General features: G+C 71.6%; 22 protein-coding genes. 10 read left to right on the top strand and 12 right to left on the bottom strand.

The genetic code is table 11. The features are described 5' to 3' along the window. Positions 1 to 9 precede the first annotated feature (9 nt). On the top strand, positions 10 to 816 hold the full coding sequence (aqpZ, locus tag ACQ143_RS12585; RefSeq protein WP_449571043.1) for an aquaporin Z: 807 nt from the start codon (positions 10 to 12) through the stop codon (positions 814 to 816). A 67-nt stretch (positions 817 to 883) separates the two neighbouring features. On the opposite strand, the gene katG is transcribed toward aqpZ, so the two are convergent. Genes katG through ACQ143_RS12600 form a run of 3 tightly spaced genes read right to left on the bottom strand, consistent with a single transcriptional unit; the run spans position 884 to position 4,706 of the window. Beyond that, positions 884 to 3,184: a catalase/peroxidase HPI gene (gene katG, locus ACQ143_RS12590; protein WP_449571044.1), complete on the bottom strand. Its 2,301-nt coding sequence runs from the start codon at positions 3,182 to 3,184 to the stop codon at positions 884 to 886. Then, a complete protein-coding gene (locus ACQ143_RS12595; protein WP_449571045.1) occupies positions 3,181 to 3,657 on the bottom strand; it encodes a Fur family transcriptional regulator in 477 nt (158 codons plus the stop codon). Before ACQ143_RS12595 ends, katG begins: the two co-directional genes overlap by 4 nt. A 53-nt stretch (positions 3,658 to 3,710) precedes the next feature. Further along, positions 3,711 to 4,706 carry a stage II sporulation protein M gene (locus tag ACQ143_RS12600; protein WP_449571046.1) on the bottom strand — a complete coding sequence of 332 codons (996 nt, stop codon included), beginning with the start codon at positions 4,704 to 4,706 and terminating at the stop codon, positions 3,711 to 3,713. Positions 4,707 to 4,722: 16 nt separating this feature from the next. Between ACQ143_RS12600 and ACQ143_RS12605 the strand changes: the two genes are divergently transcribed. Then, a complete protein-coding gene (locus tag ACQ143_RS12605; RefSeq protein ID WP_449571047.1) occupies positions 4,723 to 5,589 on the top strand; it encodes an RDD family protein in 867 nt (288 codons plus the stop codon). 203 nt (positions 5,590 to 5,792) lie between these two features. Here ACQ143_RS12605 and ahcY read toward each other — a convergent pair whose 3' ends face one another. Beyond that, entirely contained in the window at positions 5,793 to 7,250 is a 1,458-nt protein-coding gene (gene ahcY, locus ACQ143_RS12610) for an adenosylhomocysteinase (RefSeq protein WP_449571048.1), read from the bottom strand. Between the two features lie 44 nt (positions 7,251 to 7,294). Beyond that, on the bottom strand, positions 7,295 to 7,501 hold the full coding sequence (locus ACQ143_RS12615) for a DUF3499 family protein (protein WP_449571049.1): 207 nt from the start codon (positions 7,499 to 7,501) through the stop codon (positions 7,295 to 7,297). Between the two features lie 158 nt (positions 7,502 to 7,659). On the opposite strand from ACQ143_RS12615, the gene ACQ143_RS12620 reads away from it, so the two are divergent. Beyond that, positions 7,660 to 8,097 carry a metallopeptidase family protein gene (locus ACQ143_RS12620; protein WP_449571050.1) on the top strand — a complete coding sequence of 146 codons (438 nt, stop codon included), beginning with the start codon at positions 7,660 to 7,662 and terminating at the stop codon, positions 8,095 to 8,097. Between the two features lie 14 nt (positions 8,098 to 8,111). Here ACQ143_RS12620 and ACQ143_RS12625 read toward each other — a convergent pair whose 3' ends face one another. Then, positions 8,112 to 8,819 (bottom strand): DsbA family protein, encoded by a 708-nt coding sequence (locus tag ACQ143_RS12625; protein WP_449571051.1) that lies wholly within the window; start codon positions 8,817 to 8,819, stop codon positions 8,112 to 8,114. 98 nt (positions 8,820 to 8,917) lie between these two features. On the opposite strand from ACQ143_RS12625, the gene ACQ143_RS12630 reads away from it, so the two are divergent. The 3 genes from ACQ143_RS12630 to ACQ143_RS12640 are packed head-to-tail and all read left to right on the top strand — an operon-like array spanning position 8,918 to position 10,342. Beyond that, positions 8,918 to 9,643 (top strand): NAD-dependent deacylase, encoded by a 726-nt coding sequence (locus tag ACQ143_RS12630; RefSeq protein WP_449571052.1) that lies wholly within the window; start codon positions 8,918 to 8,920, stop codon positions 9,641 to 9,643. Between the two features lie 9 nt (positions 9,644 to 9,652). Next, positions 9,653 to 9,997, top strand: coding sequence for a DUF2200 domain-containing protein (locus tag ACQ143_RS12635; RefSeq protein WP_449571053.1), 345 nt, complete (start codon positions 9,653 to 9,655; stop codon positions 9,995 to 9,997). Positions 9,998 to 10,000: 3 nt separating this feature from the next. Beyond that, a complete protein-coding gene (locus ACQ143_RS12640; RefSeq protein WP_449571054.1) occupies positions 10,001 to 10,342 on the top strand; it encodes an HNH endonuclease in 342 nt (113 codons plus the stop codon). 18 nt (positions 10,343 to 10,360) lie between these two features. On the opposite strand, the gene ACQ143_RS12645 is transcribed toward ACQ143_RS12640, so the two are convergent. From ACQ143_RS12645 to manA, 4 genes are all read right to left on the bottom strand, one after another. Further along, positions 10,361 to 11,758 (bottom strand): DUF5719 family protein, encoded by a 1,398-nt coding sequence (locus ACQ143_RS12645; protein ID WP_449571055.1) that lies wholly within the window; start codon positions 11,756 to 11,758, stop codon positions 10,361 to 10,363. After that, entirely contained in the window at positions 11,755 to 14,595 is a 2,841-nt protein-coding gene (locus ACQ143_RS12650; protein WP_449571056.1) for a glycosyltransferase, read from the bottom strand. The genes ACQ143_RS12645 and ACQ143_RS12650 overlap by 4 nt, the downstream gene beginning before the upstream one ends. Positions 14,596 to 14,649: 54 nt before the next feature. Then, positions 14,650 to 14,967, bottom strand: coding sequence for a WhiB family transcriptional regulator (locus tag ACQ143_RS12655; RefSeq protein ID WP_449571057.1), 318 nt, complete (start codon positions 14,965 to 14,967; stop codon positions 14,650 to 14,652). A gap of 134 nt (positions 14,968 to 15,101) precedes the next feature. Then, complete coding sequence (gene manA / locus ACQ143_RS12660; protein ID WP_449571058.1) at positions 15,102 to 16,256, bottom strand: mannose-6-phosphate isomerase, class I; 1,155 nt, start codon at positions 16,254 to 16,256, stop codon at positions 15,102 to 15,104. A 38-nt stretch (positions 16,257 to 16,294) separates the two neighbouring features. Between manA and ACQ143_RS12665 the strand changes: the two genes are divergently transcribed. The 4 genes from ACQ143_RS12665 (at position 16,295) to ACQ143_RS12680 (ending at position 22,915) form a co-directional block, all read left to right on the top strand. Continuing rightward, the gene (locus tag ACQ143_RS12665) at positions 16,295 to 17,695 is read left to right on the top strand and encodes an O-antigen ligase family protein (RefSeq protein ID WP_449571059.1); all 1,401 of its coding nucleotides are present in this window, start codon (positions 16,295 to 16,297) and stop codon (positions 17,693 to 17,695) included. Further along, positions 17,692 to 19,014, top strand: coding sequence for a hypothetical protein (locus ACQ143_RS12670; protein WP_449571060.1), 1,323 nt, complete (start codon positions 17,692 to 17,694; stop codon positions 19,012 to 19,014). The genes ACQ143_RS12665 and ACQ143_RS12670 overlap by 4 nt, the downstream gene beginning before the upstream one ends. A gap of 76 nt (positions 19,015 to 19,090) precedes the next feature. Continuing rightward, the gene (locus tag ACQ143_RS12675; RefSeq protein ID WP_449571061.1) at positions 19,091 to 21,478 is read left to right on the top strand and encodes a CDP-glycerol glycerophosphotransferase family protein; all 2,388 of its coding nucleotides are present in this window, start codon (positions 19,091 to 19,093) and stop codon (positions 21,476 to 21,478) included. Between the two features lie 36 nt (positions 21,479 to 21,514). Then, a complete protein-coding gene (locus ACQ143_RS12680; RefSeq protein WP_449571062.1) occupies positions 21,515 to 22,915 on the top strand; it encodes an SDR family NAD(P)-dependent oxidoreductase in 1,401 nt (466 codons plus the stop codon). Positions 22,916 to 22,922: 7 nt separating this feature from the next. Here the strand turns inward: ACQ143_RS12680 and ACQ143_RS12685 are convergent, their stop codons facing one another. Further along, a complete protein-coding gene (locus ACQ143_RS12685) occupies positions 22,923 to 23,174 on the bottom strand; it encodes a hypothetical protein (RefSeq protein ID WP_449571063.1) in 252 nt (83 codons plus the stop codon). Then, complete coding sequence (locus ACQ143_RS12690; RefSeq protein WP_449571064.1) at positions 23,171 to 24,745, bottom strand: class I SAM-dependent methyltransferase; 1,575 nt, start codon at positions 24,743 to 24,745, stop codon at positions 23,171 to 23,173. Before ACQ143_RS12690 ends, ACQ143_RS12685 begins: the two co-directional genes overlap by 4 nt. Positions 24,746 to 24,780: the final 35 nt, after the last annotated feature.

Consider the following 24,780-nt stretch of genomic DNA (forward strand, 5'->3'; position numbering starts at 1 on the left):
GACGCACCCATGAGCAACGATCCGGTCCCCGACCGCCCTGCCGTTCCCACGCAGGAAGCACACACGCCACCCCCGGGCGGACCGTCCACGGGCGTCAAGCTCGCCGCCGAGGCGACCGGCACGTTCGTGCTCGTCTTCGGGTCGCTGAGCACCGCGCTGTTCGCCTCCGACTTCGGCACCGGCTCCAACGGCAGCTCGCTGGGCGTCGGCTTCCTCGGTGTCGCACTCGCGTTCGGCCTCACCGTGTTGATCGGCGTCTACGCCTGGGGCCCGATCTCCGGCGGTCACTTCAACCCCGCCGTCACCCTGGGCCTGGCCGCGGCCGGACGCTTCGCCTGGCGCGACACCATCGGCTACATCGTCGCCCAGATCGTCGGCGGCGCGGTGGGCACGACGATCATCGTCCTGATCGGCATGTTCGGGCCGGCCGGCTGGCTGTCGAACGCGCAGGCGTCGGGCTTCGCGAGCAACGGATTCGATCAGCACTCCCCCGGCGGGTTCGGGCTGGGCGCGGCGATCACCGCCGAGATCGTGTTCACGGCGATCTTCGTCCTCGTGATCCTCGGTGCCACGCACCGCACCCGGGGCACCGCCCACGCCGGCATCGCGATCGGGCTGACGCTCACGCTCATCCACCTGGCATCCATCCCCATCGACAACACCTCGGTGAACCCGGCGCGCTCGATCGCCGCGGCCATCTACGGCGGCGTCGACGCGCTCAGCCAGCTGTGGGTGTTCCTCGTGTTCCCGATCGTGGGCGCTCTGCTGGCGGGGTGGCTGCAGCGCGCCCTGTTCGACAGCCGCGCCGCCGGCTGAACCTTTCGGAGACGACCCAGGCCCTGCTCCCCCCAGAGGGAGCAGGGCCTGGTGCTTGTGCGCCGGATCAGCGGTGCAGGTCGAACCGGTCGAGCTCGGTGACCTTGCCCCACGCGGCGACGAAGTCACGCACGAACTTCTCGTGCGCGTCGTCGGAGGCGTAGACCTCGGCGAGGGCGCGCAGCTCGGAGTTCGAGCCGAACAGCAGGTCGACGCGGGTACCGCGGCCGATCAGCTCGCCGGAGCCGATGCGACGCCCCTCAAAGGCGTGCTTGCCCGGGTCGAGCGGCTTCCACTCGTTGCCCAGTTCCAGCAGGTTCACGAATACGTCGTTGCTCAGCACGCCGGGGCGGTCGGTGAACACGCCGTACTCGGAGCCGTCCCAGTTGGCGTCCAGGGCCCGCAGGCCGCCGACCAGCACGGTGGTCTCGGGCGCGGTCAGCGTCAGCAGGCTCGCCTTGTCGATGAGCAGGTGCTCGGCCGGCAGGGTGGCCTCGCGGCTCAGGTAATTGCGGAAGCCGTCGGCGACCGGCTCGAGCCACTCGAAGGACTCGACGTCGGTCTGCTCCTGCGAGGCGTCGGTGCGGCCCGGGTGGAACGGCACGGTCACCTCGACGCCGCCGTCGGCGGCCGCCTTCTCCACCGCGGCGTTGCCCGCCAGGACGATGAGGTCGGCCAGCGACACCTTCTTGCCGCCGGTCTGCTCGGCGTTGAACGCCGCCTGGATCTGCTCGAGCACCGGGAGCACCTTCTGCAGACGGGCCGGGTTGTTGGCCTCCCAGTCCTTCTGCGGGGCCAGCCGGATGCGGGCGCCGTTGACGCCGCCGCGCTTGTCGCTGCCGCGGAACGAGGATGCCGCCGCCCAGGTGGTCGCCACCAGGTCGGCCACCGACAGGCCCGACGCGAGGATGCGCGCCTTGAGGTCGGCCGCGTCGGCGTCGTCGATGAGCTCGTGATCGACGGCCGGCAGCGGGTCCTGCCAGATCAGGTCCTCCTGCGGGACCTCGGGTCCGACGTAGCGGCTCTTCGGCCCCAGGTCGCGGTGGGTCAGCTTGAACCACGCGCGGGCGAACGCCTCGGCGAACGCATCCGGGTCGTCGCGGAAGCGCCGCGAGATCTTGTCGTACTCGGGGTCGGTGCGCAGCGCGATGTCACTGGTGAGCATGCGCGGCTCCTGGCGTCCCTCGGAGTGGGCCTTGGGGACCATGTCGGCGCCGGCGCCGTGCTTGGGGTGCCACTGGTGCCCGCCGCCGGGACCGGTGAACAGCTCCCACTCGTAGGCGTAGAGGATGTGGAAGAACTCGTTGTCCCAGCGGGTCGGGTGGTAGGTCCAGGTGACCTCCAGGCCCGAGCTGATCTGGTCGTCCTTCTTGCCCTCGCCGAAGTTGTTCTTCCAGCCCAGGCCCTGCATCTCCAGGCCCGCGGCCTCGGGGCTCTCCTCGAGGTACGAGTCGGGTGCGGCACCGTGGGTCTTGCCGAAGGTGTGACCGCCGGCGATCAGCGCGACCGTCTCCTCGTCGTTCATCGCCATGCGGGCGAACGTCTCGCGGATGTCACGCGCCGACGCGAGCGGGTCGGGTTGGCCGGCCGGGCCCTCGGGGTTCACGTAGATGAGGCCCATCTGGACCGCGGCGAGCGGCTTGTCGAGGTCGCGCTCGCCCGAGTAGCGCTGGTCGTCGCCGAGCCAGGTGGTCTCCGCACCCCAGTACACGTCGTCGTCCGGCTCCCACACGTCGGGGCGGCCGCCCGAGTAGCCGAACGTCGTGAAGCCCATGTCCTCGAGCGCGACGTTGCCGGCGAGGATGAACAGGTCACCCCACGACAGCGACTGGCCGTACTTCTTCTTGACGTCCCACAGCAGGCGCCGCGCCTTGTCGAGGCCGGCGTTGTCCGGCCAGCTGTTCAGCGGCGCGAAGCGCTGCTGCCCGGTGCCGCTGCCGCCGCGGCCGTCGGTGACGCGGTAGGTTCCCGCCGAGTGCCAGGCCATGCGGATCATGAGCGGTCCGTAGTGGCCGAAGTCCGCCGGCCACCACTCCTGCGAGGTGGTGAGCACCTGCGCGATGTCCTTCTTCACCTCGGCCAGATCGAGCGCCTCGAACGCCGCGACATAGTCGAAGTCGGGGTCGAGCGGGTTACGCGCCTCGCTGTTCTTGGCGAGGATCTTGAGGTTGAGCTGGTTCGGCCACCACACGTGGTTGGCCGAGCCCTGGGTCGGGTGGGGCTGGGCGTGGATGACCGGGCACTTCGTCGCTTCCGCAGCCTGGGCCTGCTCGGTGTCGATGACAGCGGTCGAATGGTCGATGCCGCTGACATCCTCACCGATCGGCGCGGTGGCCGGATCAGCGATCGTGGGGTCGAGTTCCGTCATGGAGTTCCTTCCTCGGGGTGGGTGGATGCCGGTCGCTCGGCCGCGCACGCGGGGCACAGGCCCCAGTACGTGACCTCAGCGGAAGTCAGGGTGAAACCGCGGTCGTCGGCGGGCACCAGACAGGGCGCCGCGCCGATGGCGCAGTCGACGTCTTCGACGGCGCCACAGCCGTTGCAGACCAGGTGGTGGTGGTTGTCGCCCACGCGCAGTTCGAAGAGCATGGGCTTGCCGGCCGGTTCGATCCGTCGGACGAGCCCCGCATCGGCGAAGTCGCCGAGGGCGTTGTAGACCGACTGCCGGCTCGTCCGGGGCAGGCGCTGCTCGATGTCGGCGAACACCGCGTCGGCGCTGGCGTGCGGGTGGCTGGCGAGCGCCTCGAACACCATCGTGCGCGACTCGGTGACGCGCAGCCCGGCCGCACGCATCATCTCGGCGGGAGCCGGGTGCTGTCCGGTCGGGGCAGGGGCGGTCATGCCTCCATCTTATCGGCTTGTTTTGAATAGATCAAAATAAGCCGGGGGCGTGGTCACCCCGCGACGAGACGCGCCGTGCCCGCCTCATACTCGGTGAGATCGCCCGTGTCGCCGGCGCGCGCCGCGCGCCCGCCCACCCCGACCATGTACCCGACGAAGGCCGCCAGCGCCGCGGTGCCGATGCCGATCTTGACCGGCCAGGGCCAGGGCGCGGCGGTCACGAACCCCTCGATCAGCCCGGCCACGGCCAGGGCGAGCACGAGGCCGATCGCGATCGTCGCCAGCGACCGGCCGGCGGCGGCGAGCGCGGCCAGGCGGGTGCGCGGTCCGGGCGCCACCCAGGCCCAGAACAGGTGCAGCCCGGCGGCGGCCGCGACGAAGATGCAGGTCAGCTCGAGCTGGCCGTGCGGCGCGATGTAGAGGAAGAACACGTCGCCGCGGCCGTGCGCGAACAGCACAGCGGCGGCCGTGCCCACCGAGACGGCGTTCTGCATGATGACCATGACCGGCCAGACGCCGGTGACGCCGAACAGGACGCACTGCGCGGCGATCCAGGCGTTGTTGGTCCATACCGTGCCGGCGAAGACCGCGGCGGGGTTCTCGCTGTAGTACGCGGTGAACCGGTTCTCGGCGTAGTCGGCGAGGCCGGCTTCGTCGCCGAGGGCGGCGAGCACGGCCGGGTCCCGCGCGATCCACGTCGCGGCCAGCGCGCCGATCGCGAGAAACCCCAGCGCGATCACCAGGGTGGTCCACCGCACGCGGTAGAGAGCCGCGGGCAGCTGCCGGGCGAAGAAGCGGGAGACCTGGCGCAGCGGGTCGTCGCCGGCGCCGGTCAGCCGCAGCCGGGCCCGGGCCAGTAGTGTCGACAGATGATCGCCGACCAGGCTCCGGCCGGCGGAGGTCTTGATCTCGGCCAGGTCGGCGGACGCCGCGCGGTAGCGGACGACGAGCTCGTCGATCTCGCGGCCCGACAGTCGACGCGTCCGCCCGAGCTCGTCGAGGCGGGCCCACTCGGCGCCCCGCGCCGCCGTGAGCGCGTCGAGGTCCATGCGCTTTACTGTACTCATGCCCGCTCCCCCCGTGCCCGCTGCACCGGGGGCCTCGGCGGCGCCGAGCCGGACGGTCGCGATCCAGCACGATGAGGTGCTCACCGGCGAGGCCGTCGCGCTCGACGTGCAGCCGGTCGGGTACTTTCTGAGCGCCCTCGGTGCCCTCATCGACATGCTGGCCGGGCTCGCGCTGCTGGTCGGGTTCTGGTTCGTGGCCGGCTGGGTCTCCGGGGGGAACCTCGCGCTGTCCCCCGCCTTGGCCATCGGCGCGGTCGCGGTCGTGACCGTGGTCGTACCGACCGCGGTCGAGACGGCCAGCCGGGGCCGCAGTCTGGGCCGTCTGATCGTGGGGTCGCGCATCGTGCGCAGCGACGGCGGGGCCGCCGGTTTCCGCCATGCCTTCATCCGCGCGCTGACCGGCGTGCTCGAGCTGTGGTTCACGCTCGGGGCCGTCGCCGGCGTGGTCGGCGCGTTCACGCCGCGGTCGCAGCGGCTGGGCGACCTGCTGGCGGGCACCTACGCCGAACGCACGCGGGCGCCGCGGCTGCCGGCGCCGGCCGGTGCGGTGCCGCCCGGGCTGCGCGATTGGGCGGCGATCGCCGACGTGGGCCGGCTGCCCGACCGGGTCGCGCGGCGCGCGGCGCAGTTCGTACAGGGCGCCGGGCGCCTCGAGCCCGCCTCGCGGCTACGGGCGGCCGCGGCGATCGCGGACGAGGTGCGTGCTTTCGTGGCGCCGGTGCCGGCCACCGACCCCGAGACGTTCGTGCGGGCGGTGGTGGCGGTGCGCCGCGACCGCGAGTACGCCTCGATCCAGCTCGAGAACGCCCGGGTGGCCCGGCTCACGACGGGTCCGCACGGACTGCGCGGGTTCCCCGAGCGCTGAGCACCTGCATCCGGGCGTCGGCATCCGCGCGCTGAGCGCCGCCGTCCGCCGGCATCCGAACGCCGCCATCCGCCGCCGAGCCGCCTACCTCGGTGCGGGCCGCCTACCCCTGTGCGGTACAAAGCCCGGCGGCTCGCACGCATCTAGGCGGCTCGCGCATCCGGGCGGAGGGGGCGCCAGGGCGCGGATGGGAGGCGAGGCGCTCAGTAGCGGTAGTGGTCGAGCTTGTAGGGACCGTCGACGGGCACGCCGATGTAGGCGGCCTGTTCCTCGGTCAGTTCGGTCAACTCGACGCCGAGCGCCGGCAGATGCAGGCGCGCGACCTTCTCGTCGAGGATCTTCGGCAGCGTGTAGACGCCGACCGGGTACTGGTCGATGCGCTGCCACAGTTCGAGCTGGGCGAGCACCTGGTTGGCGAACGACGCGCTCATGACGAAGGAGGGGTGGCCGGTCGCGTTGCCGAGGTTCAGCAGGCGGCCCTCGCTCAGCACCAGCACGCTGCGCCCGGTGGGCAGCCGCCACTCATGCACCTGCGGCTTGATCTCGACCTTCTCGACACCGGGCACGGCCGCGAGCCCGGCCAGGTCGATCTCGTCGTCGAAGTGGCCGACGTTGCCGACGATGGCGAGGTGCTTGAGCGCGAGCAGGTTCTCGACCGTGACCACGCGCGTGTTGCCGGTGCCGGTGATGAGGATGTCGATCTGGTCGGCGACCGTCTCGAGCCGGGCGACCTGGTAGCCGTCCATCGCCGCCTGCAGGGCGCAGATGGGGTCGACCTCGCCGATGATGACCCGGGCACCCTGGCCGCGCAGCGCCTCGGCGGCCCCCTTGCCCACATCGCCGTAGCCGACGACGTAGGCGACCTTGCCGCCCATCAGCACGTCGGTGGCGCGGTTGATGCCGTCGGGCAGCGAGTGGCGGATGCCGTATTTGTTGTCGAACTTCGACTTGGTCACCGAGTCGTTCACGTTGATGCCGGGGAACAGCAGTCCGCCGGCCGCATGCAGCTCGTAGAGGCGGTGCACACCGGTCGTGGTCTCCTCGGTGACGCCGAGGATGCCGGATGCCATGCGGGTGAACCGCTGCGGGTCCCGCGCCAGCGAGGCGCGCAGCGTGTCGAGCACGACGCGGTACTCGGTGGAGTCACCGGGCGCGGCGTCGGGCACCGCGCCGGCCTTCTCGAACTCGACGCCCTTGTGCACGAGCAGGGTCGCATCGCCGCCGTCGTCGAGGATCAGGTTGGGGCCGTCGAAGCCCTCGGCCGACCAGTCGAAGATACGGTCGGCGAACGCCCAGTACTCCTGCAGCGTCTCCCCCTTGTGCGCGAAGACCGGCACCCCGGCCGGGGCGTCGACCGTGCCGGTGGGCCCGACCGCGACCGCGGCGGCGGCCTCATCCTGCGTGGAGAAGATGTTGCAGCTGGCCCAGCGCACCTGTGCGCCCAGCGCGACGAGTGTCTCGATCAGCACGGCCGTCTGCACGGTCATGTGCAGCGACCCGGCGATGCGGGCGCCGGCGAGCGGCTGCGACGGTCCGAACTCCTCCCGGAGCGCCATGAGACCGGGCATCTCGTTCTCGGCCAGGCGGATCTGGTGACGGCCGGCCTCGGCGAGGGTGAGGTCGGCGACGGCGAAGTCGTGGGTGGTGACGGCGGCGGGCATGCGGCCATTCTCCCACGCGGGCTGCCCCGCTGCGCCGGCCGCGGTCAGGCCCGCAGCGTCTCGTGCCGGACGACGACCCAGCCCCGGGGCACCGAGAGCCGGTCGGTGTGGATCGCGCACAGGTCGTGGGCGTGCGGGTCGTCGCCACCGCCGAGCGGGCCGACGGCCGCCATCTGGTCGCCGTAGTCGTACGTCAGCGTCGTCACGGCCTCACGGGCGCAGCCGACCTTGGAACACAGTCTCTCGAGCATCGCTCCGACGCTATCGGCCACCGCGCCCGGCCGGCGGATGCCGCGCCGGGACCGGACGGCATCCGCCTCGACGCGTCGCGCGACCGGCGTCGACGTCGCCCCGTGCGGCGCCTGCCCGGCATCCGCTCGGCGCAGGCCCGGACACCTAGGATGGACGCATGATGAGGCGGCGGGCACGCACGACTCCGCGGCGCGGACGGCCGGCGCGACACGACCGGCACGGGCGCGTGGGACGCAGCCCCGTCGTCCGGCCCCCGCTGCCGCCCCTCGAGACGCGGATGGACCGGTTCGATCTGACGGTGGCGACCTCGGCGGACTTCCTGCGCAGCGGCTGGCCCGAACTGCGCGACGTGCGGTTCGAGGTGGGCATGATGCCGCCGGCCTCCGACGACGACGGCATCCCCCGTTGGACGGTGCTGCGCGAGCAGAAGCGCATCATCCTGTACCGGCTGCCCATCGAGCGGCTGAGCCGACTGCACCGCGACGACGACCTGCACCGCCGCATGATGATCGAAGGCTGCGTCTTCCGCGCCGCCGCCGAGTACCTCGACCGCGACCCGTGGGACCTCGGTCCCGAGCGCTTCCGCTACTTCTGATCCGGGCGGCCGGCTCAGCCCGCGAGGCCCGCGGCGATCGCCGCGCTCAGCCGCTCGGCGTTGGTCTCCCGGATCTCGAACACCGCCCCGTCGACGACGAGGATCGGCACGCCCTGGACGACCTGGTCGGTGCCGGCGATCGTGCGGCCGATCCAGTGGTCGTTGGATGCGGCGACCCACTCGGCGAAGCGCTGCGTGTGGACGGCATCGGCGATGTCGGCGGTCACGCCCGCCTCGGCCGCCAGCGCGAGGATGTCGTCATCGGTGGGGGCGCCGGCATCCGAGACCTGATGACCTTGCAGCAGCGCGTACAGCGCGGGCACCGCGTCGGCCTGCCCCGCGTCGGCCGCCGCCGCCAGCGCATTGGCGGCACGCGTCGACCAGTCCGTGTCGTCGCCGCGCTTGGCGCTCACGAAATTGAGCGGGTGGATGGTCAGCGTGATGTCACCGGCGGCCACGGCGCCGGCCAGCACATCGCCGGTCTCGGCTTCGAGCAGCGCGCAGTACGGGCACGACAGGTCGGTCCACAGCGCGACATCGACCGGCCCGTCACCGGTGGCGATCCCGTACCCCTCGACGTGCGCGGGGGCGGTCACGGCGGGCGTCGCCTCGCCGGGGGCGGTGGATGCCGGCGGCTCGGCGGTCGCGCCGCAGCCACTCAGGGCGAAGACTCCGACCAGGAGCGCGGTGAGCAGGGCGACGGGGGTACGGCGGTGGCGCATGATCATCCTCAGTGGTCCGACCATTCACGGTACGCGAACGCGTGCGCGGCCCACCGGGCGTGAGGCCGTGTAATTTCGTGTTCAGGTCAGGAGGTCCCATGCCACCGCGCGTCGTCGTGCTCACCGGAGCGGGCATCTCCGCCGAGTCCGGCCTGGCGACCTTCCGCGCCTCGGACGGGCTGTGGAATCAGCACCGCGTCGAAAACGTCGCCTCGCCCGCCGGGTTCGCCCGCGATCCCGATCTCGTGCACGACTTCTACGATCGGCGGCGCCGCGAGGCGGCGGCGGCCCGGCCGAATGCCGCGCATCGCGCGCTGGCCGAACTCGAGCGGCGCCTGCCCGCCCGCGGGCACCGGTCCGGCGTCGTGATCGTGACGCAGAACGTCGACGACCTGCACGAACGCGCCGGTTCGCGGCAGGTCGTCCACATGCACGGCAGCCTCGCGAGCGCCCTGTGCGTCGCCTGTGGGGCCCGCACCGCCTGGCACGACGATCTGGCGCCCCGCCCGCCCTGTCCGCACTGCGGGGCCGCGGCGCTGCGCCCGGACATCGTGTGGTTCGGTGAGCCCGTCTACCACGCCGACACGATCGACGCCGCCGTCACCGCGTGCGAGTCGCTCGTGGTGATCGGCACCTCCGGCACGGTGTGGCCGGCGGCGGGTCTGGCGGCCCTTGCCCGCGAATGCGGCGCCAGGACCACCCTCGTGAACCTGGAGCCGTATCCGGACGACGCCGACTTCGACGAAGTGCGGCTGGGGCCGGCCGGACAGGTGGTGCCCGCGCTCGTGCGTGAGCTGCTCGCCGCAGAGGACCCCACGACGTAGGCTGACGGCATGCATCGCCTGTTCACGATGAGCTTCGGCGCGATCTACCCCCTGTATGTGACCAAGGTGGAGCGGAAGGGCCGCACCCGTCAGGAGCTGGACGACGTGCTCACCTGGCTCACCGGGTTCGACGCCGCCGAGCTCGCCGGCCATGTGGCGGCCGGCACGACACTGGCCGCCTTCTTCGAGAAGGCGCGTCTGCACCCGAACGCGGGCCTGATCACCGGCGTGATCTGCGGCATCCGGGTCGAGGACATCGAAGATCCGCTCATGCAGAAGATCCGGTACATGGACAAACTGGTCGACGAGCTCGCCCGCGGCAAGAAGATGACGTCCATCCTGCGTGCGGCGTAGCCGATGGCCGTCAGTCAGACCCGGCGCGCACGGCTGTCGCGCAAGCGCGCCCGACGGGTGGCCGCGGCCGACAACGACCTGACACCCGACGAATGGGAGTCGCTGCAGGAGGCCTGGGGCGGGTGCGCGTACTGCGGCGCCGCCGGGCCCGGCCTGCAGAAGGACTGCGTGCAGCCCCTCTCGCGCGGCGGCCGCTACACTCTCGGCAACGTGGTCCCGGCGTGCCGCTCGTGCAACGCGAGCAAGGGCAACGGCGAGGTCACCACGTGGCTGCGCCGCAAGCGGCTCGACGAGCGCGCCTTCCTTCTGCGGCACGCGCAGATCCTCGCCGCTTGGTCCCGGTGAGGCCGGGGCCACGCCGCCCTACTGCACGTACACCTCGACGGCCGCCGTCGCGGCATCCCCCGGCTGGACGGGGTATCCGCCCAGTCGCCCGTCGTCGCTGAAGGTGACACCGGCGCGCAGGGCGTCGCCGTCCGGCTGCAGCTGGTACACGGCGCCGGCGCGCAGCGGATAGCGCGTCGAGCCGCCTGCGGGCACGCCCACCTCGACCGGTTCCCCGGCGCCGGCGTCGGGGACGATGCGGGCGGTGACCTCGGTCGTCGTGTCGTTCGTGAGGGTCAGCACCGGCGCCGGGCCGCGGGCGACCGCGAACAGGCTCGGCACCCCGATGGTGTCGGCCGCGACGTGCCAGGCGAAGTCGTCGCCCTCGCCGTAGCCGGTCGCCTCCCACAGCGCCGCGGTCAGCGGCGTGTCGGCGCTGACGCGCGCGGTGTAGGTGCCCGGCTGCAGTCCGTCGAGGTCGAGCTCCAGCGGCACCGCTGCCGTCAGCGGCACGATCCGGGTGTCGACGACGCCCCCGCCGACGCGGCTGATCTCGACGGTCGCCTCGGTGTCGGCGGCGGGCGCGAGCATGCGCAGGAGGGTCGTGGTGTTCGACGCCCCGGCATCGCCCGGGGCGCGGACCACCGTGAACCCGGGGATGACGGCCGTTTCCGCCGGCGCGGCACTGGGCCCCACCTGATCGAGCCCGGTGGGCACCAGGGTGCGGGTGATGGATGCCTGCAGGGTGGCCCGGACCGGGGCTCCGGAGGCGGTGACCCGCACGACCGGGCTGTTCTCGCCCAGGGCGAGGGATGCCAGGGGGACCACCCGCTGCGTCCCGGCCGGCACCAGGATGTCCCGACCGGTGGCCGGGACGGTCTCGCCGAGGGCACCGTAGACGGTCAGTTCCACCCGGGCCGGCACGTCACCGGGGTTGGCCAGCATGACGAGGTCGCTCGCCCCGGTCAGGCCGCTGCCGCCGACGAGCCAGGACTCCATGAGCGGCGGCGCGCACGCCGACGCGGCGAAGCCGCTGAGGTCGTCGTCGGAGATCTGGGCGGAGCCGGCCGCGGCGACATCGGTGCGGGTGCGACCCTCCGGGGCCGCGCGGAGCACGAGCGGCCCCTCTCCCTCGATCACATCGGGCGCCGCCAGCCGCTGCTCGTCCGGCTCCCGGCTGCCGCCGGACGCGACGGTGATCCGCGGCACGGCCGCATCGGTCAGGCCGGCCGCATCCGCGGCATCCCGACCCAAGGCCAGCACCGGCCCGCTGCACGCCAGTACCGACGCTTCGGGCGCGGGGACGGCGCGTACCGACAGCGGCTCCCGCGCGGCGGTGGGCCAGGGCGCGGTGACGGCGAACGCGATGCCGGTGACGAAGCCGGCGGTCACCACGACGCCGGCGACGAGGCCGATGCTGCGCGTGAGTGCGGTCACCTGATCACCTGCTCTCGGACGGTGGCGCCCACGACGCGGGGCTTGCGGCGCGCCTGGCGCCGGGTCGCCCCGGTCGGCAGCGCCAGCAGCAGCGCGACGACGACCACCCCGAGCTGGAAGGCGGCGATGCGCGCGGCGACGGCGGCGGTCTCGGGGTCGGCGGTGCGCACGCCGACGTCCTGTGCGACCCGCCAGAGACTGCCCTTGTCGGTGTCGCCGACCGCGTCGAGCCCGTCGCGCTGGTCAAGGGCCGACTCCGCCACGAGGCGCAGGTTGCGCGCGAGGTCGGTGTCGTCGCGCGGCGGGGCGAGGATGACGAAGGCGATATGGTGATCGGCCAGGCGGGCGACCACGTCGGTGGCGGAGTCGGTGAGCAGGTCGGCGGTCAGTCGCGCCATCGCGACGTCGTCATCGGTGACGGTCGTGCGCGCGGACTGGAGCGTCGTCTGGCCGCCCAGCGTGGCGCTGCCGCCCCACACGACGCTCGTCGCGACGCTGCCGTCGGATTGCGGGGCGAGCACGATCGTCCCGCTGCCGGCGCGTCCTTCGGCGGCGACGTAGGCGGGGAGGGTGCTGACCGGACCGCTGGTCAGGACGCTCGCCTCCCGCGCCGGGGCGGTGAGGGCCGGCACCGACACGACGGCCAGCGCCAGCACGACCAGCAGTCCTCCGGCCAGTCGGACGGGGCGTGCCCGCGGGTGCAGCCCCGGCAGCAGATCGAGCGCGAGCAGGGCGGCGCCGAGCAGCCCCGCCCAGGCGAGGCTCAGCGCACCGCCCGGCCACAGGGTGACCGCGTCCGGGCCGGACGCGGCCAGGGCCACCCCCGCGGCGAGGAAGGCGGTCACCAGGCCCGTGGCGGCCGTGAACAGCAGGGTCACGGCGACCATCGGCCGGGCGGTCAGAGGCGCCAGCACCGCGCAGAGCAGCAGGGGCGCGATGAGCAGCGGAACCCACCAGATCGCGGCGCCGTCCCCGAGGAACGCGCCCCAGCCGCCCGGATCGGCGGTCGGGAAGCCGACGGCCAGCAGCAGTCGGCGCGCGGCGTCGACGATCGGTTCGGTCGCGCCGAAGGGCACACCCGGGTCGGCGAAGACGCTCCAGTAGTCTCCGTCGCGCACCCGGTGCACGACGAGGGGGGCGAAGACGACGGCGGTGGGGACGGCCAGCCACAGGATGCGGGTGATGCCGCGCCCGGAGCGCAGGGCCGCGGTCAGCAGCATCATCAGCACCCACACCAGGGCGAAGGCGGGGGCCAGCGACGGCGCGCAGGCGATGACGGCGGCCAGCAGCAGCGACGCGATGCCCGCGCCCGACCAGGACCGGTGCGCCACCGCGCCGGCGGCGAACAGCCAGGGCAGCAGCAGGTGCACGAGCACGCCGGTCGGCCGGCCGGTCACGAGGGCCGCCAGGAACGTGGGGGCGAGCATCCAGGCGATCCCGCCGAGCACCCGGAGGCCGGCGCGCTCGGTCACCCGGGTCGCGGCGATCCACCCGCCCAACGCCGCCAGCGGCAGGGCGAGCAGCCACAGCACGACGACGGCGCGGGAGGGCGCCAGGGGCCACAGCGACCCGATGAGGGCGACGACCGTGCTGAACGGGTCGGCGGGGCCGACCGTCTCCCAGCCGAGGGGGCGGGCGCCGTAGGCCGCGTCGGTCCACAGCTGCATCACGGTCGCCCGCAGCGGCGCGAGCGCCCCGCCGCCCAGTGCGGGCCAGGCCAGCAGGGCGGGGAATACGGCCACCGAGACGACCAGTGCGCCCAGCACGAGCCAGGCGCCGCCGCCGGTGAAGAAGTGGAGATCACGGCGGGCGTGGTCGCCGCCGTCCTCGTCGAGCCGCTGCCGCAGCTCGCGCCCGGTCACGCGCAGCGCGGCGATGCGGTTCCACCCGGCGCGGCGGGTGCGGCGGATGCCGGCGCGGGCCCGGCCGATCGATGCGAACTGCAGCAGCACCACGATCGTGGCCGCCCATTCCGGCGCGATGAGGGCCGGCTGCTTGGCCAGCAGGTGCCCGACCGAGCGCACGACGGCCAGCGGGAGCAGCGACAGCCAGTGCAACACCACCGTCACCGCCGGGGCATACACGAGCCGCCGGTGCAGTTGCGCGGTGCGCTCGGCGTAGGCGCGCCGCACCCGTCGGGCGAACCCGTCGCCGATCGGAGTGCCGGCCACCCCGTCGCCGGCCACCGCGATGCGGGCGCCGGGCACCAGCGCCACACGGCCGCCGGCGAGCCGGGCGCGTACCCCGAGGTCGAGCCCTTCGTCGGCACCGGCCAGCCCCGGGTCGATGCCGTTGAGGGTGCGCCAGGCGTCGGCGCGCACGAGCACGCCGCGCACGTCGGAGGCGAGGACGTCCTCGGTGGCGTCGTACTGCCCCTGGTCGAGTTCCCCGTCGACGAGCCCGATCGTGCGGCCGCCCTGTGTCATCGACACGCCCAGCGACACGATGCGGTGGGGGTCGTCCCAGCGCACGAGCTTGGGCGCGGCGACGCCGACCGTCGGCGACATCTCCAACGCCCCGGCCAGAAGCCGGAGCGCTTCCGGTTCGGGGGCGGTGTCCTGGGCGAGCAGCCAGATCGCATCCCCGGCCACCCGGCGGGTGGCCAGCTTCAGCGCCTGCGCGTACGAGGTGGCGTGCGAGGTCGTGATGACGCCTTCGGCGCCCGATGCCGCGGCGATCCCGCGCAGCGTGTCGTCGGCGCCGCACAGCACGAGGGTGAGCGCGTCGACGGGGCGCGTCTGCGCGGCGAGCGCGGTCAGCGTGCGCTTCAGATGGACGTCGGCGGGGATGCGCCCGTCGGGGCGCACGACCAGCAGTGCGTGTACTCGGGCGGGCATGTCCCGGTCAGCCTAGATCGCACGCGGAGCACCGCGCGCGATTCGCTCAGATCGTCAGCCGGCGCGTCGCTTCAGCTTGCGACGCTCGCGCTCGCTCAGCCCACCCCAGATGCCGAATCGCTCATCGTTCTGCAGCGCGTACTCGAGGCACTCGCTGCGGACATCGCAGGCCGTGCAGATGCGCTTGGCGTCACGGGTCGAGCCGCCCTTCTCGGGGAAGAACGCCTCCGGGTCGGTCTGTGAGCACAGCGCGTCGGACTGCCAGGCCAGGGCGGTGTCGTCGTCTTCGACGGGCCGCCGGACCCCCGGCACTCCGAGATGAACCGGGTCGACGAACCAATTTTCGGGAACGCCGGAGCGGTAACCCGTCATGTCGCTCTCCCCCCTGTATTACCCACGCGAGCTGCGTGTACGGATAATTACACTCTTGTCATTCGCCGGGGTCAAGTCGCAGATGCTAAAGCCTCAACCGTGGATTGAACCTTCATGACGCGCCCCGGCGTGTCTCAGCTCGGCAACGATCCGGGCTGCGCGACGAACAGCTCCCCGCTGCCGGCGACCTCGACGGACCGCTCGTCACCGGTCACGAACACCGCTTGACCGGGGCGGAGGGTGCGGCTGGTCGCGCCGGCGGCGACCTCGACGGTGCCGGCGGTCGCCAGGGCGATGGTGGGGCCGGTGACCGCCACCGAGTGGGGCTCGCCGGCCCGCGGACTGACCCGGGTGAGCCGGAAATCGGCCACGCCCACGTCGAAGACCTCGACGCCGTCGGCGTGCTGCGGCCGCACCAGCGGCGGGGTGCCGGGGATCGTGTCGATGATGCGCAGCAGTTCGGGCACGTCGACGTGCTTGGGAGTGAGTCCCCCGCGCAGCACATTGTCGCTGGCGGCCATCAGCTCGACGCCGAGGCCGTCCTGGTAGGCGTGCAGCACGCCGGCGGGGGCGAACACCGCCTCGCCGCGGCGCAGCTGCACCAGGTTCATGAGCAGCGCCACGACGATGCCGGGGTCACCGGGGAAGTCGCCGGCGATGCGCCGCAGCACGGCCAGTTCGTCCGCGAAGTCGGGGTGGGTGGCATCCGTGAGCGCCGCGGCGATGTCGTCCACCTCGGCCTGGGCGTGACCCGACAGCGCCCACGCGATCGTCTCGCGCAGCACGGCGGGGCCGTCCCCCTCCTCCTCCAGGCGGGATGCCAGGGCCACCACACCGGGCGTCTGCGCCAGCGCGCCGACCAGCCGCCGCGTCTGCGCGAGCGGGCGCAGGCCCACCAGCGCGCGGAACACGTCGCTGAGGGCGACGATGATCTCGGGCTTGTGGTTGTCGTCGCGGTAGGTGCGGGCGGCGGCGTCGCGGGCGATGCCGGCGGCCTCCTCACGCGCGAAGCCCTCGACGGCCTGCGCCTTGGAGGGGTGCGCCTGGATCGACAGGGACGAGCCGGTGGCCAGCAGCTTGAGCAGATACGGCAGTGTCCCGTCGCCGCGGGCGGCCAGGAACGCGTCCAGCGTGGAGCCGTCCGCGAGGTCCGACGGGTCGCCGGGGTGGTCGCCGTACCAGACCTCTGCTTCGGGGACGCCGGTGGGGGTGCGGCCTTCCAGGGCGGGGATGAGGGTCACCGACCCCCAGGCATAGTCACGGGGCTCGTTCGAAAGGGGGATCAGCACCCCCTCAGCCTAGACACGGCCGCGATAGCCTTTCAGCGATGGCGATCCACACGAAGCATCCGGTCGCGACGCCGCCCACGGCACCGGTGCGGGAGAAGACCGGGCACCTGCTGCTGCGCGGCTGGTGCATCTTCGTGCTGGCCGCCATCATCGCCGGCACGGGGTGGCTCATGGCCTTCGGCACGGTCGGCGCGGCGATCGCCGGGGTGGGCACGGCTGTCGTCTCGATCACGCTGTGGCTCGTGCTGCGTCCGGTCGTGCAGTGGCGGCGGCTGCCATGGCTGGCGGTCTGGTATGTGGCGTGGGCCGTGGCGTCCCTCCTGTGGACCCAGTGGCCGGCGGCGACCGAGCTCACGCTCGTGCTGCTGCTGACCACGACCGTGCAGGCGATGTTCGTGGGGGCCGTGCTCACGTGGCGTGAGCTGATCCGCGCGGTCGCGTCGGCGCTGAAGTGGATCGTCGCGCTGTCGCTGGCGTTCGAGCTGTGGGTGTCACTGGTGTGGGGTGGCCCGATCCTGCCGGGCTTCGTGCGTCCCGACGGTCCGGTCGACGACCCGATCGTGTATTGGTCGCGGGACAACCTGTTCGACGGCGGCCGCATCCAGGGCATCTTCGGCGACGCGAACTCGCTCGCCTACGTCTCCCTGCTGGCGATCGTCGTGTTCGCGCTGCGCTGGGCCAGCCGCCCGCCGCGGCGTCCCCTGCTGATCGCGTGGATCGCGGTCGCGGCCTACCTGTTCTTCCGGGCGGGCTCGGCCACCGCGTACCTGGCGGCGGTGGGCGTGGTCGTCGTGCTGGTCACGGCGCTGCTGATGCGCACCGCCCAGCGTCCCGGCGGCCGCACACGGTTCTATCTCGCGTACATCGTCGTGGCCGTCGGCGGTCTGTCGGTGCTGTGGCTGGCGCGCGATGCGATCTTCGCCATGCTCGGGCGCTCGTCCGACCTGACCGGCCGGGAGGGGATCTGGCAGACGGTGTGGGAGCGTGCCGTGCAGCACCCCGTGATCGGATGGGGATTCTCCACTCCGTGGGTCCCGACCGACCCCGGCTTCGACGGCTGGATCATCGATCACGGAGTGACCGTCATGCAGGCGCACAACATGTGGCTGGACGTGTTCCTCCAGCTCGGCGCGGTCGGCGTGGCGCTGATGGCGCTGACCTACCTCGCGTTCATCTGGCGGTCGTGGTTCTTCGCCGTCGACCGGCCGCGCTGGGACATCGTGGCCGACCGCCCCTACTCCCCCCTCACGCTGCTGCCGACGCTCACCGGCGCGATCCTGCTCGTGCAGGGCCTGGCCGAATCCGGACCTCTCCTGGGCTGGGGCTGGTTCTTCGTGATCATGTTCGCGTTCAAGATCAAGCAGGCTCCGCTGATGGGGCGCGGACCGTCGGAGCAGCGGCTCACCGGCGAGCAGGGCGAGCGGCTGTCGGCCCCATGAGCCGCGCCACCACCCCGCCCGCCGCCGTCGTGGCGCTGCTGCGATCGTCGCCGGTGGCCTCCGCGTTCGCGACGACGACCGTGGGGGCGCTGTTCGCGACCGAACTGCTGCGCAGTCTCATGGGCGACGCGGGGTACGGGGCGATCATGGTCGGCCTGAGCGTGATCGGCGCGGCGATGCTGGTGGCGCGCCGCCGGGAGTGGCGCTGGTTGGAGCTGATCCCGACGACGCTCGTGGCCCTCATGCTGTGGCTGCTGGTCACGACCGTGTGGGGGCGGGAGACCGGCGAGAGCGTCATCGGCTGGTTCGCGCTGGCGGCGCCCACGTTCTTGGCCGTCGTCGTGGCGCAGTTCCGCGACACCCTGCAGACGGTGCGCACCACCGGCGACGTGCTGCGGGTGCTGCTGACGCTGTCGCTCGCGCTCGAGGTGTTCGCCGGCATCCTCATCGACATGCCGATCCCGTTCCTGGGCATCGGCGGCAACATCGCCGAGGGCGGTCCGGTGCAGGGCATCTTCGGCACCCGCACCGCGCTGGGCGTGGTGACGATCATCGCGCTGATCACGTTCCTCGTGGAGTGGCGCACCCGCTCGGTCGCCCCGGGCCTCGCGCTGTACTCGGTGACTCTGGCGGGCGTGCTGGCGGTGTTCACGCAGTCGCCGATCGTGCTGGTGATGGCTGTCATCGCCGGCGGCGCCACCGGCATCCTGGTGCTCGTCAGACGCACGCCGGCCCGGCGTCGCCCGACCGTGCAGTGGGTGATCGCGTCGCTGGTGGTGGTGGGACTCGTGCTGGTGTACGTGCAGCGCCGGCCGCTGGTGTACTGGCTCAACGCCGAGCCCGACTTCCTCACCCGGTCGCGCCTGTGGAACGAGATCCTCGACCTGTCGGAGGTCCGTCCGGTGCAGGGGTGGGGATGGGTGGGCACGTGGCCGGACGGGATCATGCCGTTCACCTTCCTGCGGTATCTCACCGGCACCGACCACGGCTCGGCGCTGAACGCGTGGATGGACATGCTGCTGCAGGCCGGGGCGGTCGGTGTCGTCCTGCTGCTGGCGTTCGCCGGCCTGGCACTGGCCCGCTCCTGGATGACCGCGTCGGAGCGCCGCTCGACGGTGTATGTGTGGGCGCCGCTGGTGCTGATCACCCTGCTCGCCGACTCGATCGTCACGAGCGCGCTGCTGGGCGGCTTCAACTGGTTCCTCCTGGTGGTGTGCGCGACGCGCGCCTCCCTGGTGAAGGGCTGGCGCAGCGGCATGGATGCCGGGGCCGGCACGGGTGGGGACGGGCTGCCGCCGCAGGCGTCGTCACAGCGCTGAGCGCGGGCGCCCAGGGGCCTCGAAGCGCACACGAATAGAATCGAACCTTCCGACCCGACCCGATCTGGAGGTTTCCGTGCGTCGACTCCGCGGATTGCTGCGCCGGAGCGCGTTCCTCCAGAAATCGCGGTTCCTCCCCTACATCGCTCTGTACGCGATGTGGCGCCTGCGACCGATCGTTCCCGGACGCATCGTCTTCCTGTCGGACGCGCGGGACGACTTCTCCGGGAACTTCGCGTTCCTCCGCGACGAGGTGCGACGACAGGATCCGGCCGCGGAGATCATCGGCGTGTTCAAGCCCAAGCTGCGCGCCCGCAGGCCGCTCCGCGACGCGTGGGCTCTCCCCCGGCTCATGGCCACGGCACAGACGATCGTGCTCGACGATTTCTATCCGCTGGTGTACCCCCTGCGCATCCGCCCCGAGACGCGACTGGTGCAGGTGTGGCATGCGGCCGGAGCGTTCAAGAGAGTGGGGTGGAGCCGGTTCGGCCTCGCAGGCGGCCCGCTGCCGGGCTCGTTGACTCATCGCAACTACACCGACGCCACGGTCAGCAGCGAGCGGATCCGGGCGGACTACGCAGAGGCCTACGGCATCGACATCGCACGCGTGCACGCGCTCGGTGTGCCCCGCACCGACGCGTTCTTCGATCCCGACCGCGTCGCGGCCGCGGAGGCCGCGGTGCGGGCGCGCTATGACATCCCCGCAGACCGTAAGATCGCACTTTTCGCACCCACCTTCCGCGGCGACGGACAGCTGAGCGCCTACTTCGACGTCGACAGCGTGCCGTGGGCTCGTCTGGTCGAGGAGCTCGGCGACGAATGGGCGCTGCTCGTGAAGATGCATCCGTTCGTCACGCCCCTGGATGTGCAGCGCCCCGGCCTGGCCGGCGTGATCGACGTGACGCGCGACCGTGAGATGACCGAGCTGATGATGGCGGCGGATGTCCTCATCACGGACTACTCCTCGGCGATCTTCGAGTATGCCCTTCTGCGCAGGCCGATCGTGTTCTTCTGCCCCGATGTGGCGGAGTACACCGCCGACCGGGATTTCTACCGGCCGTTCGACAGCTACGTCACCGGTCCTCTCGTGACCGCAGGCACCGAGCTCGCCGCGGCCATCCGCACGGCCACGCCCGCCGACGCCGCCGGATTCCTCGCGGAGCATATGGCCGCATGCGACGGTCACTCCAGCGAACGGATCGTGCGCGAGCTGCTGCTGAACCCCCGCGCCGTCGTGCGCCGCACCGCCGTCGCTCCCGGCGGCGCGCCCGAACCAACCCGCACCGAAGGCCGCATGCGCCTTCGTCTCGCGGTGGCCGCAGCGGCCCGGGTCAGCCTGCGGGCGATCTACGCTCCGCTCAAGCTGCTGCCCGCGCGCCGCAAGGTGGTCATGATCAGCCGCGAGCACCCGACTGTGCCGGACGACTTCCGTGACATCGCCGCCGCCGTACGCGCTGTGGATCCGTCGATCGAGATCGTGACCCTGGTCAAGATGGTGCCCCCCGGCATCCTGGGCAAGCTCGCGTACGCCGCGCACATGGTCGCGCAGCTCTACCACCTCGCCACCGCACGGGTCCTCATCATCGACACCTACGCGATCGTCGCGAGCGTGCCGCGCCACAAGAAGGATCTGACGGTCATCCAGATCTGGCACGCCCTGGGCGCTTTCAAGAAGTTCGGCCTCAGCATCCTCGGCCGCCCGGAAGGGCGCGACGCCCGGTTGGGGGCGGCCATGCGCATGCATGAGGGGTACGACATCGTACTCACGAGCGGCGCCGACTGCCGTCCCGCCTATGCGGAGGCATTCGGCACCGCGGTCGAGAACGTCCGCGTGGCGCCGTTGCCGCGGGTCGACCGGCTGCGCGACCCCGAGGTGCGCCGCCGGACGCGCGAGCGCATCTTCGCACGGCATCCCCACCTGCGCGACGGTCCGGTGGCCGTGTTCGCTCCGACGTTCCGCCTCGACGGCAGTGTGTCCGTGGACGCCGTGTCGCTGACCACGGCCCTGGCCGCCATCGGCATGCACACCGTCGTGAAACTCCACCCGCTCATGCAGGGACGCTTCGGCGCAGTCGTCGACACGGCAGAGGGGTTCTCGACCCAGGAGATGCTGGCCGTCGCCGATCTGTTCATCACGGACTACTCGTCGACGCTGTATGAGGCCGCCCTCGTCGGCGTCCCCAGCTATTTCCTCGCACCCGATCTGGATGACTATCTGGACTCACGCGACTTCTACCTCGATTACCGCACCGATTTGCCGGGTCCCATCGTGCGCACGGTCGACGAACTCGTCGCCGCGGTCGCAGCGGGTGCGGCGACCACGGACGATGCCGAGGCGTTCGCGCGGCGTTGGGTCCAGGTTCCCGGCGACGCCGAGCCCGAAGCCGGAGCCACGCCCTGCGCCGACGCGATCGCGACGATGGTCGTCTCGGCTGTGGCTGGTCGCACCGCACCGCCCGCCTAGGATGGAGTGTCGCCCGACGCCGAGCTGAGGAGTGCCATGACCGAGACGTCGCGAACTGTCGCCGTGGTGCTGGCCGGCGGTATCGGCGTACGTGTCGGACTGGGGATCCCGAAGCAGCTGATCAAGATCGCCGGCAAGGCGATCGTCGAGCACACCCTCGAAGCCCTGGACGCGCACCCGCTCATCGACGAGGTCGTGGTCATGATGAACGCCGGGTCCATGTCCGAGCTGGATCATCTCCTGACCGGCGAGCGGTTCGGCAAGCTCACCCGGATTCTGCCCGGCGGCGAGACCCGCAACGACACCACGCAGCTGGCCATCGCGGCGTTGGACGGCGACGACACGAAGGTCCTCTTCCACGATGCGGTCCGACCGTTCATCGACGACCGCATCATCCGGGACTGCGTCCACGCCCTCGACACCTATGACGCCGTCGACACCGCGATCCCCTCCGCCGACACCATCATCCAGGTCGACGACTCCCGACTGATCACCGGCATCCCCGACCGTTCGACGCTGCGGCGCGGTCAGACTCCGCAGGCCTTCCGTCTGGGGACCATCCGCCGTGCCTACGAGATCGCCGCGACCGACCCGGACTTCCGCGCGACCGACGACTGCGGTGTGGTGTTCCAGTACCTTCCCGACACACCGATCTTCGTCGTCGACGGCACGCCGGAGAACATGAAGGTCACCGAACCGATCGACGTCCACATCGCAGACAAGATCTTCCAGCTGCAGTCGGCCAGCCTGGCGATGGACACTCGCATGGACCGGCTGCCCGATCTCCGCGACCGCACGGTGGTGGTGTTCGGCGGCAGCTACGGGATCGGCGCGAGCATCTGCGAGCTGGCCGCGAATGCGGGAGCCCGCGTGTTCGAGTTCAGCCGCTCGACGACCGGGACCGACGTGCGCCGAACGGACGACGTGCGGGATGCCCTGTCCGCCGTCGTGGAAGAAGCCGGGTCCATCGACATCGTCGTCGTGACCGCCGGCGTCCTGCGGATCAGCCCCCTGGTCGAGGCGCCCGCCGAGGACCTCGCGGACACGATCGAGACCAACCTGCTCGCACCCGTGCTCATCGCCCGGGAGGCGTTTCCGCATCTGTCGGCCACGGGTGGGCAGGTGCTGCTGTTCACGTCGAGTTCCTACACGCGCGGTCGCGCCGGATACGGGGTGTACTCCGCGACGAAGGCAGGGGTGGTCAACCTCACCCAGGCGTTGTCCGAGGAGTGGGCGCCGCACGGCGTTCGCATCAACTGCATCAACCCGCAGCGCACCCACACACCGATGCGCACCGCCGCATTCGGCGAGGAGCCGCCCGGCACCCTGCTCGAGCCGGCCGACGTGGCGCGCGTCTCGTTGAACGTCGCCGCATCCGACCTCACCGGTCAGGTGGTCACCGTGCAGGTGGCGGCGATGCAGGCTCAATCACGCTGACGGCCGGTCATTCGTCGGCGGCGTTGCGCAAGGGGTTCTCGCGCTGAAGCCGTTCGAACAGCAGGTCGTACAGTTCGACCACGCGACGGTTCTCACGACGCAGTTCATCGACCTGGGCGCTGAGGTCATGCAGCTGCTGCTCGTAGCGCAGCAGGATATCCGCGGCCGATCCGTCGGCATCCAGCACCGAGAGACGCTGCAACCGGGTGTACGCTGTGGGAGCGATTTTCTCGCCCAGCTTGCGCAGGTACTTTCTCATCTCGCGTCCTCGTCCCTCTCGTTCTTCCAGCTGTCCCGATCTTGCGCCCAGCGCGGTGCGGCGCGGACGACGGCGGTCGCGGCACGCCGCCAGCCGTGGTCGGACCGGCGGATGCTGCGATGCAGACGCACGATCTCCAGACCGTTCTCCGCCAGTTCGCGCTGGAACTTCTCAATCGGATAGTGCCACGTGCGCGGATCCGCACGCACGTATGCGCTCGTGCGGTGGGTGTCGAAGCTGAGGACGGCGACCGTCTCGTCGCGCAGGACCATGCGCAGCAGCAGAAAGATGTTCTGCCGGTTGGGGTGTGTGAGCCCGTGGAGGACGTCGTTGCAGAAGACGAACCACGGCTGCCGCGAGTCCACGAGGTTGGCGCCGAGTTCCAGCATCGCCGGGCGGTCGTTGGCGTTGATCCGCCACCAGGTCACGTCGTGCGCATCGTTGGATCGCGCCACCCGCAGCGCTTCGAAGCTGAAGTCGGTTCCCACGACCTGATGCCCGGCCGCGGCGAAGGTCTGCGCCCACCGGCCATCGCCGCAGCCCAGGTCCAGCACGCGCGACTGCGGGGGCATCCGGTCCATCAGGCGTCGTGCGTTGAGGTGGCCGCCTCGCGAGCCGCTCGCGAGATCCTTGCCCTGCCAGTGCTTCTCCCAGAAGAAGCGGCCGCGGTTGAAGACACCGAACCACGTCTCGAAGCGCTGTTTCGTGCCGCGATCGACGATGAACTTGAAGGTGGGGTCGGGGACGCGCCAATTCTCGCCGTACGCGTAGGCGAGCCACGCTTCGGGGTTGGCCGGCGCGGGCAACGGAACGCCGTTGACATCGATGTCGCGCGTGGGAACGAGGTCGTCGCGCGACACCGCGTCGCTGCGCAGGGCGAACGGCTGACAGTACATGCCCTCGTGGAAGAAGCCCGTGAACACGTCGATGTAATGGTCGACCTGGCCGGCCTCATCGAAGAAGACCAGTTCGAGCTGCGCGAGACTGTGGCGAGCCACCGCGTATCCGGCGTCGGTGAGCCGGCGCTCCATGTCGTAGCTGATGCGGCCGAGTTCGGCAGGGTCGTCCGAATCGGCGAGGAAGGCGAAGTCGATGTCGTCATCATGCGGAAGCAGTTCGCCGCCGCGGACCATGCCCAAGAGCGTGCCGCCGACCAGATACACCGGATATCCCCACGACTGCAGGTCATCGGCCAGACGCCGGGCGCTGCGCACCAGGCGCGACGCGACGTCGCTGTCGCTTCCCTCCAGCACCGGTCCCAGCCGGTCCCACTTGGTCATCGCGAGCCACTGACCCCGCTTGTCGGTGAGCGCGAGACGGGTGCGCGTGGTGCCGAAGGCGACGTCGGCCGTGCTGAGCAGCCGGCCGGAGCTGGTGTCGTGGAGCGTGAGCCGTGTCCGGCCGTCGAGGCGAGTGCGTATCGGTGCCGGCCACCTGAGGGTGATCCGCCCGTCGACAGCCGCCGGAACCGGAACCGACCAGACCCGATGGTCGTCGAATCGGACGTCGACCAACTGCACACCGCCGAGCTCGTCCTCTGACAGCACGATGCCGCGCCGGTTTGCTCTCATTCCGACGATCTTATGCACCGGATCGATGAAGTTCC

The organism is Microbacterium pollutisoli, assembly GCF_053586795.1.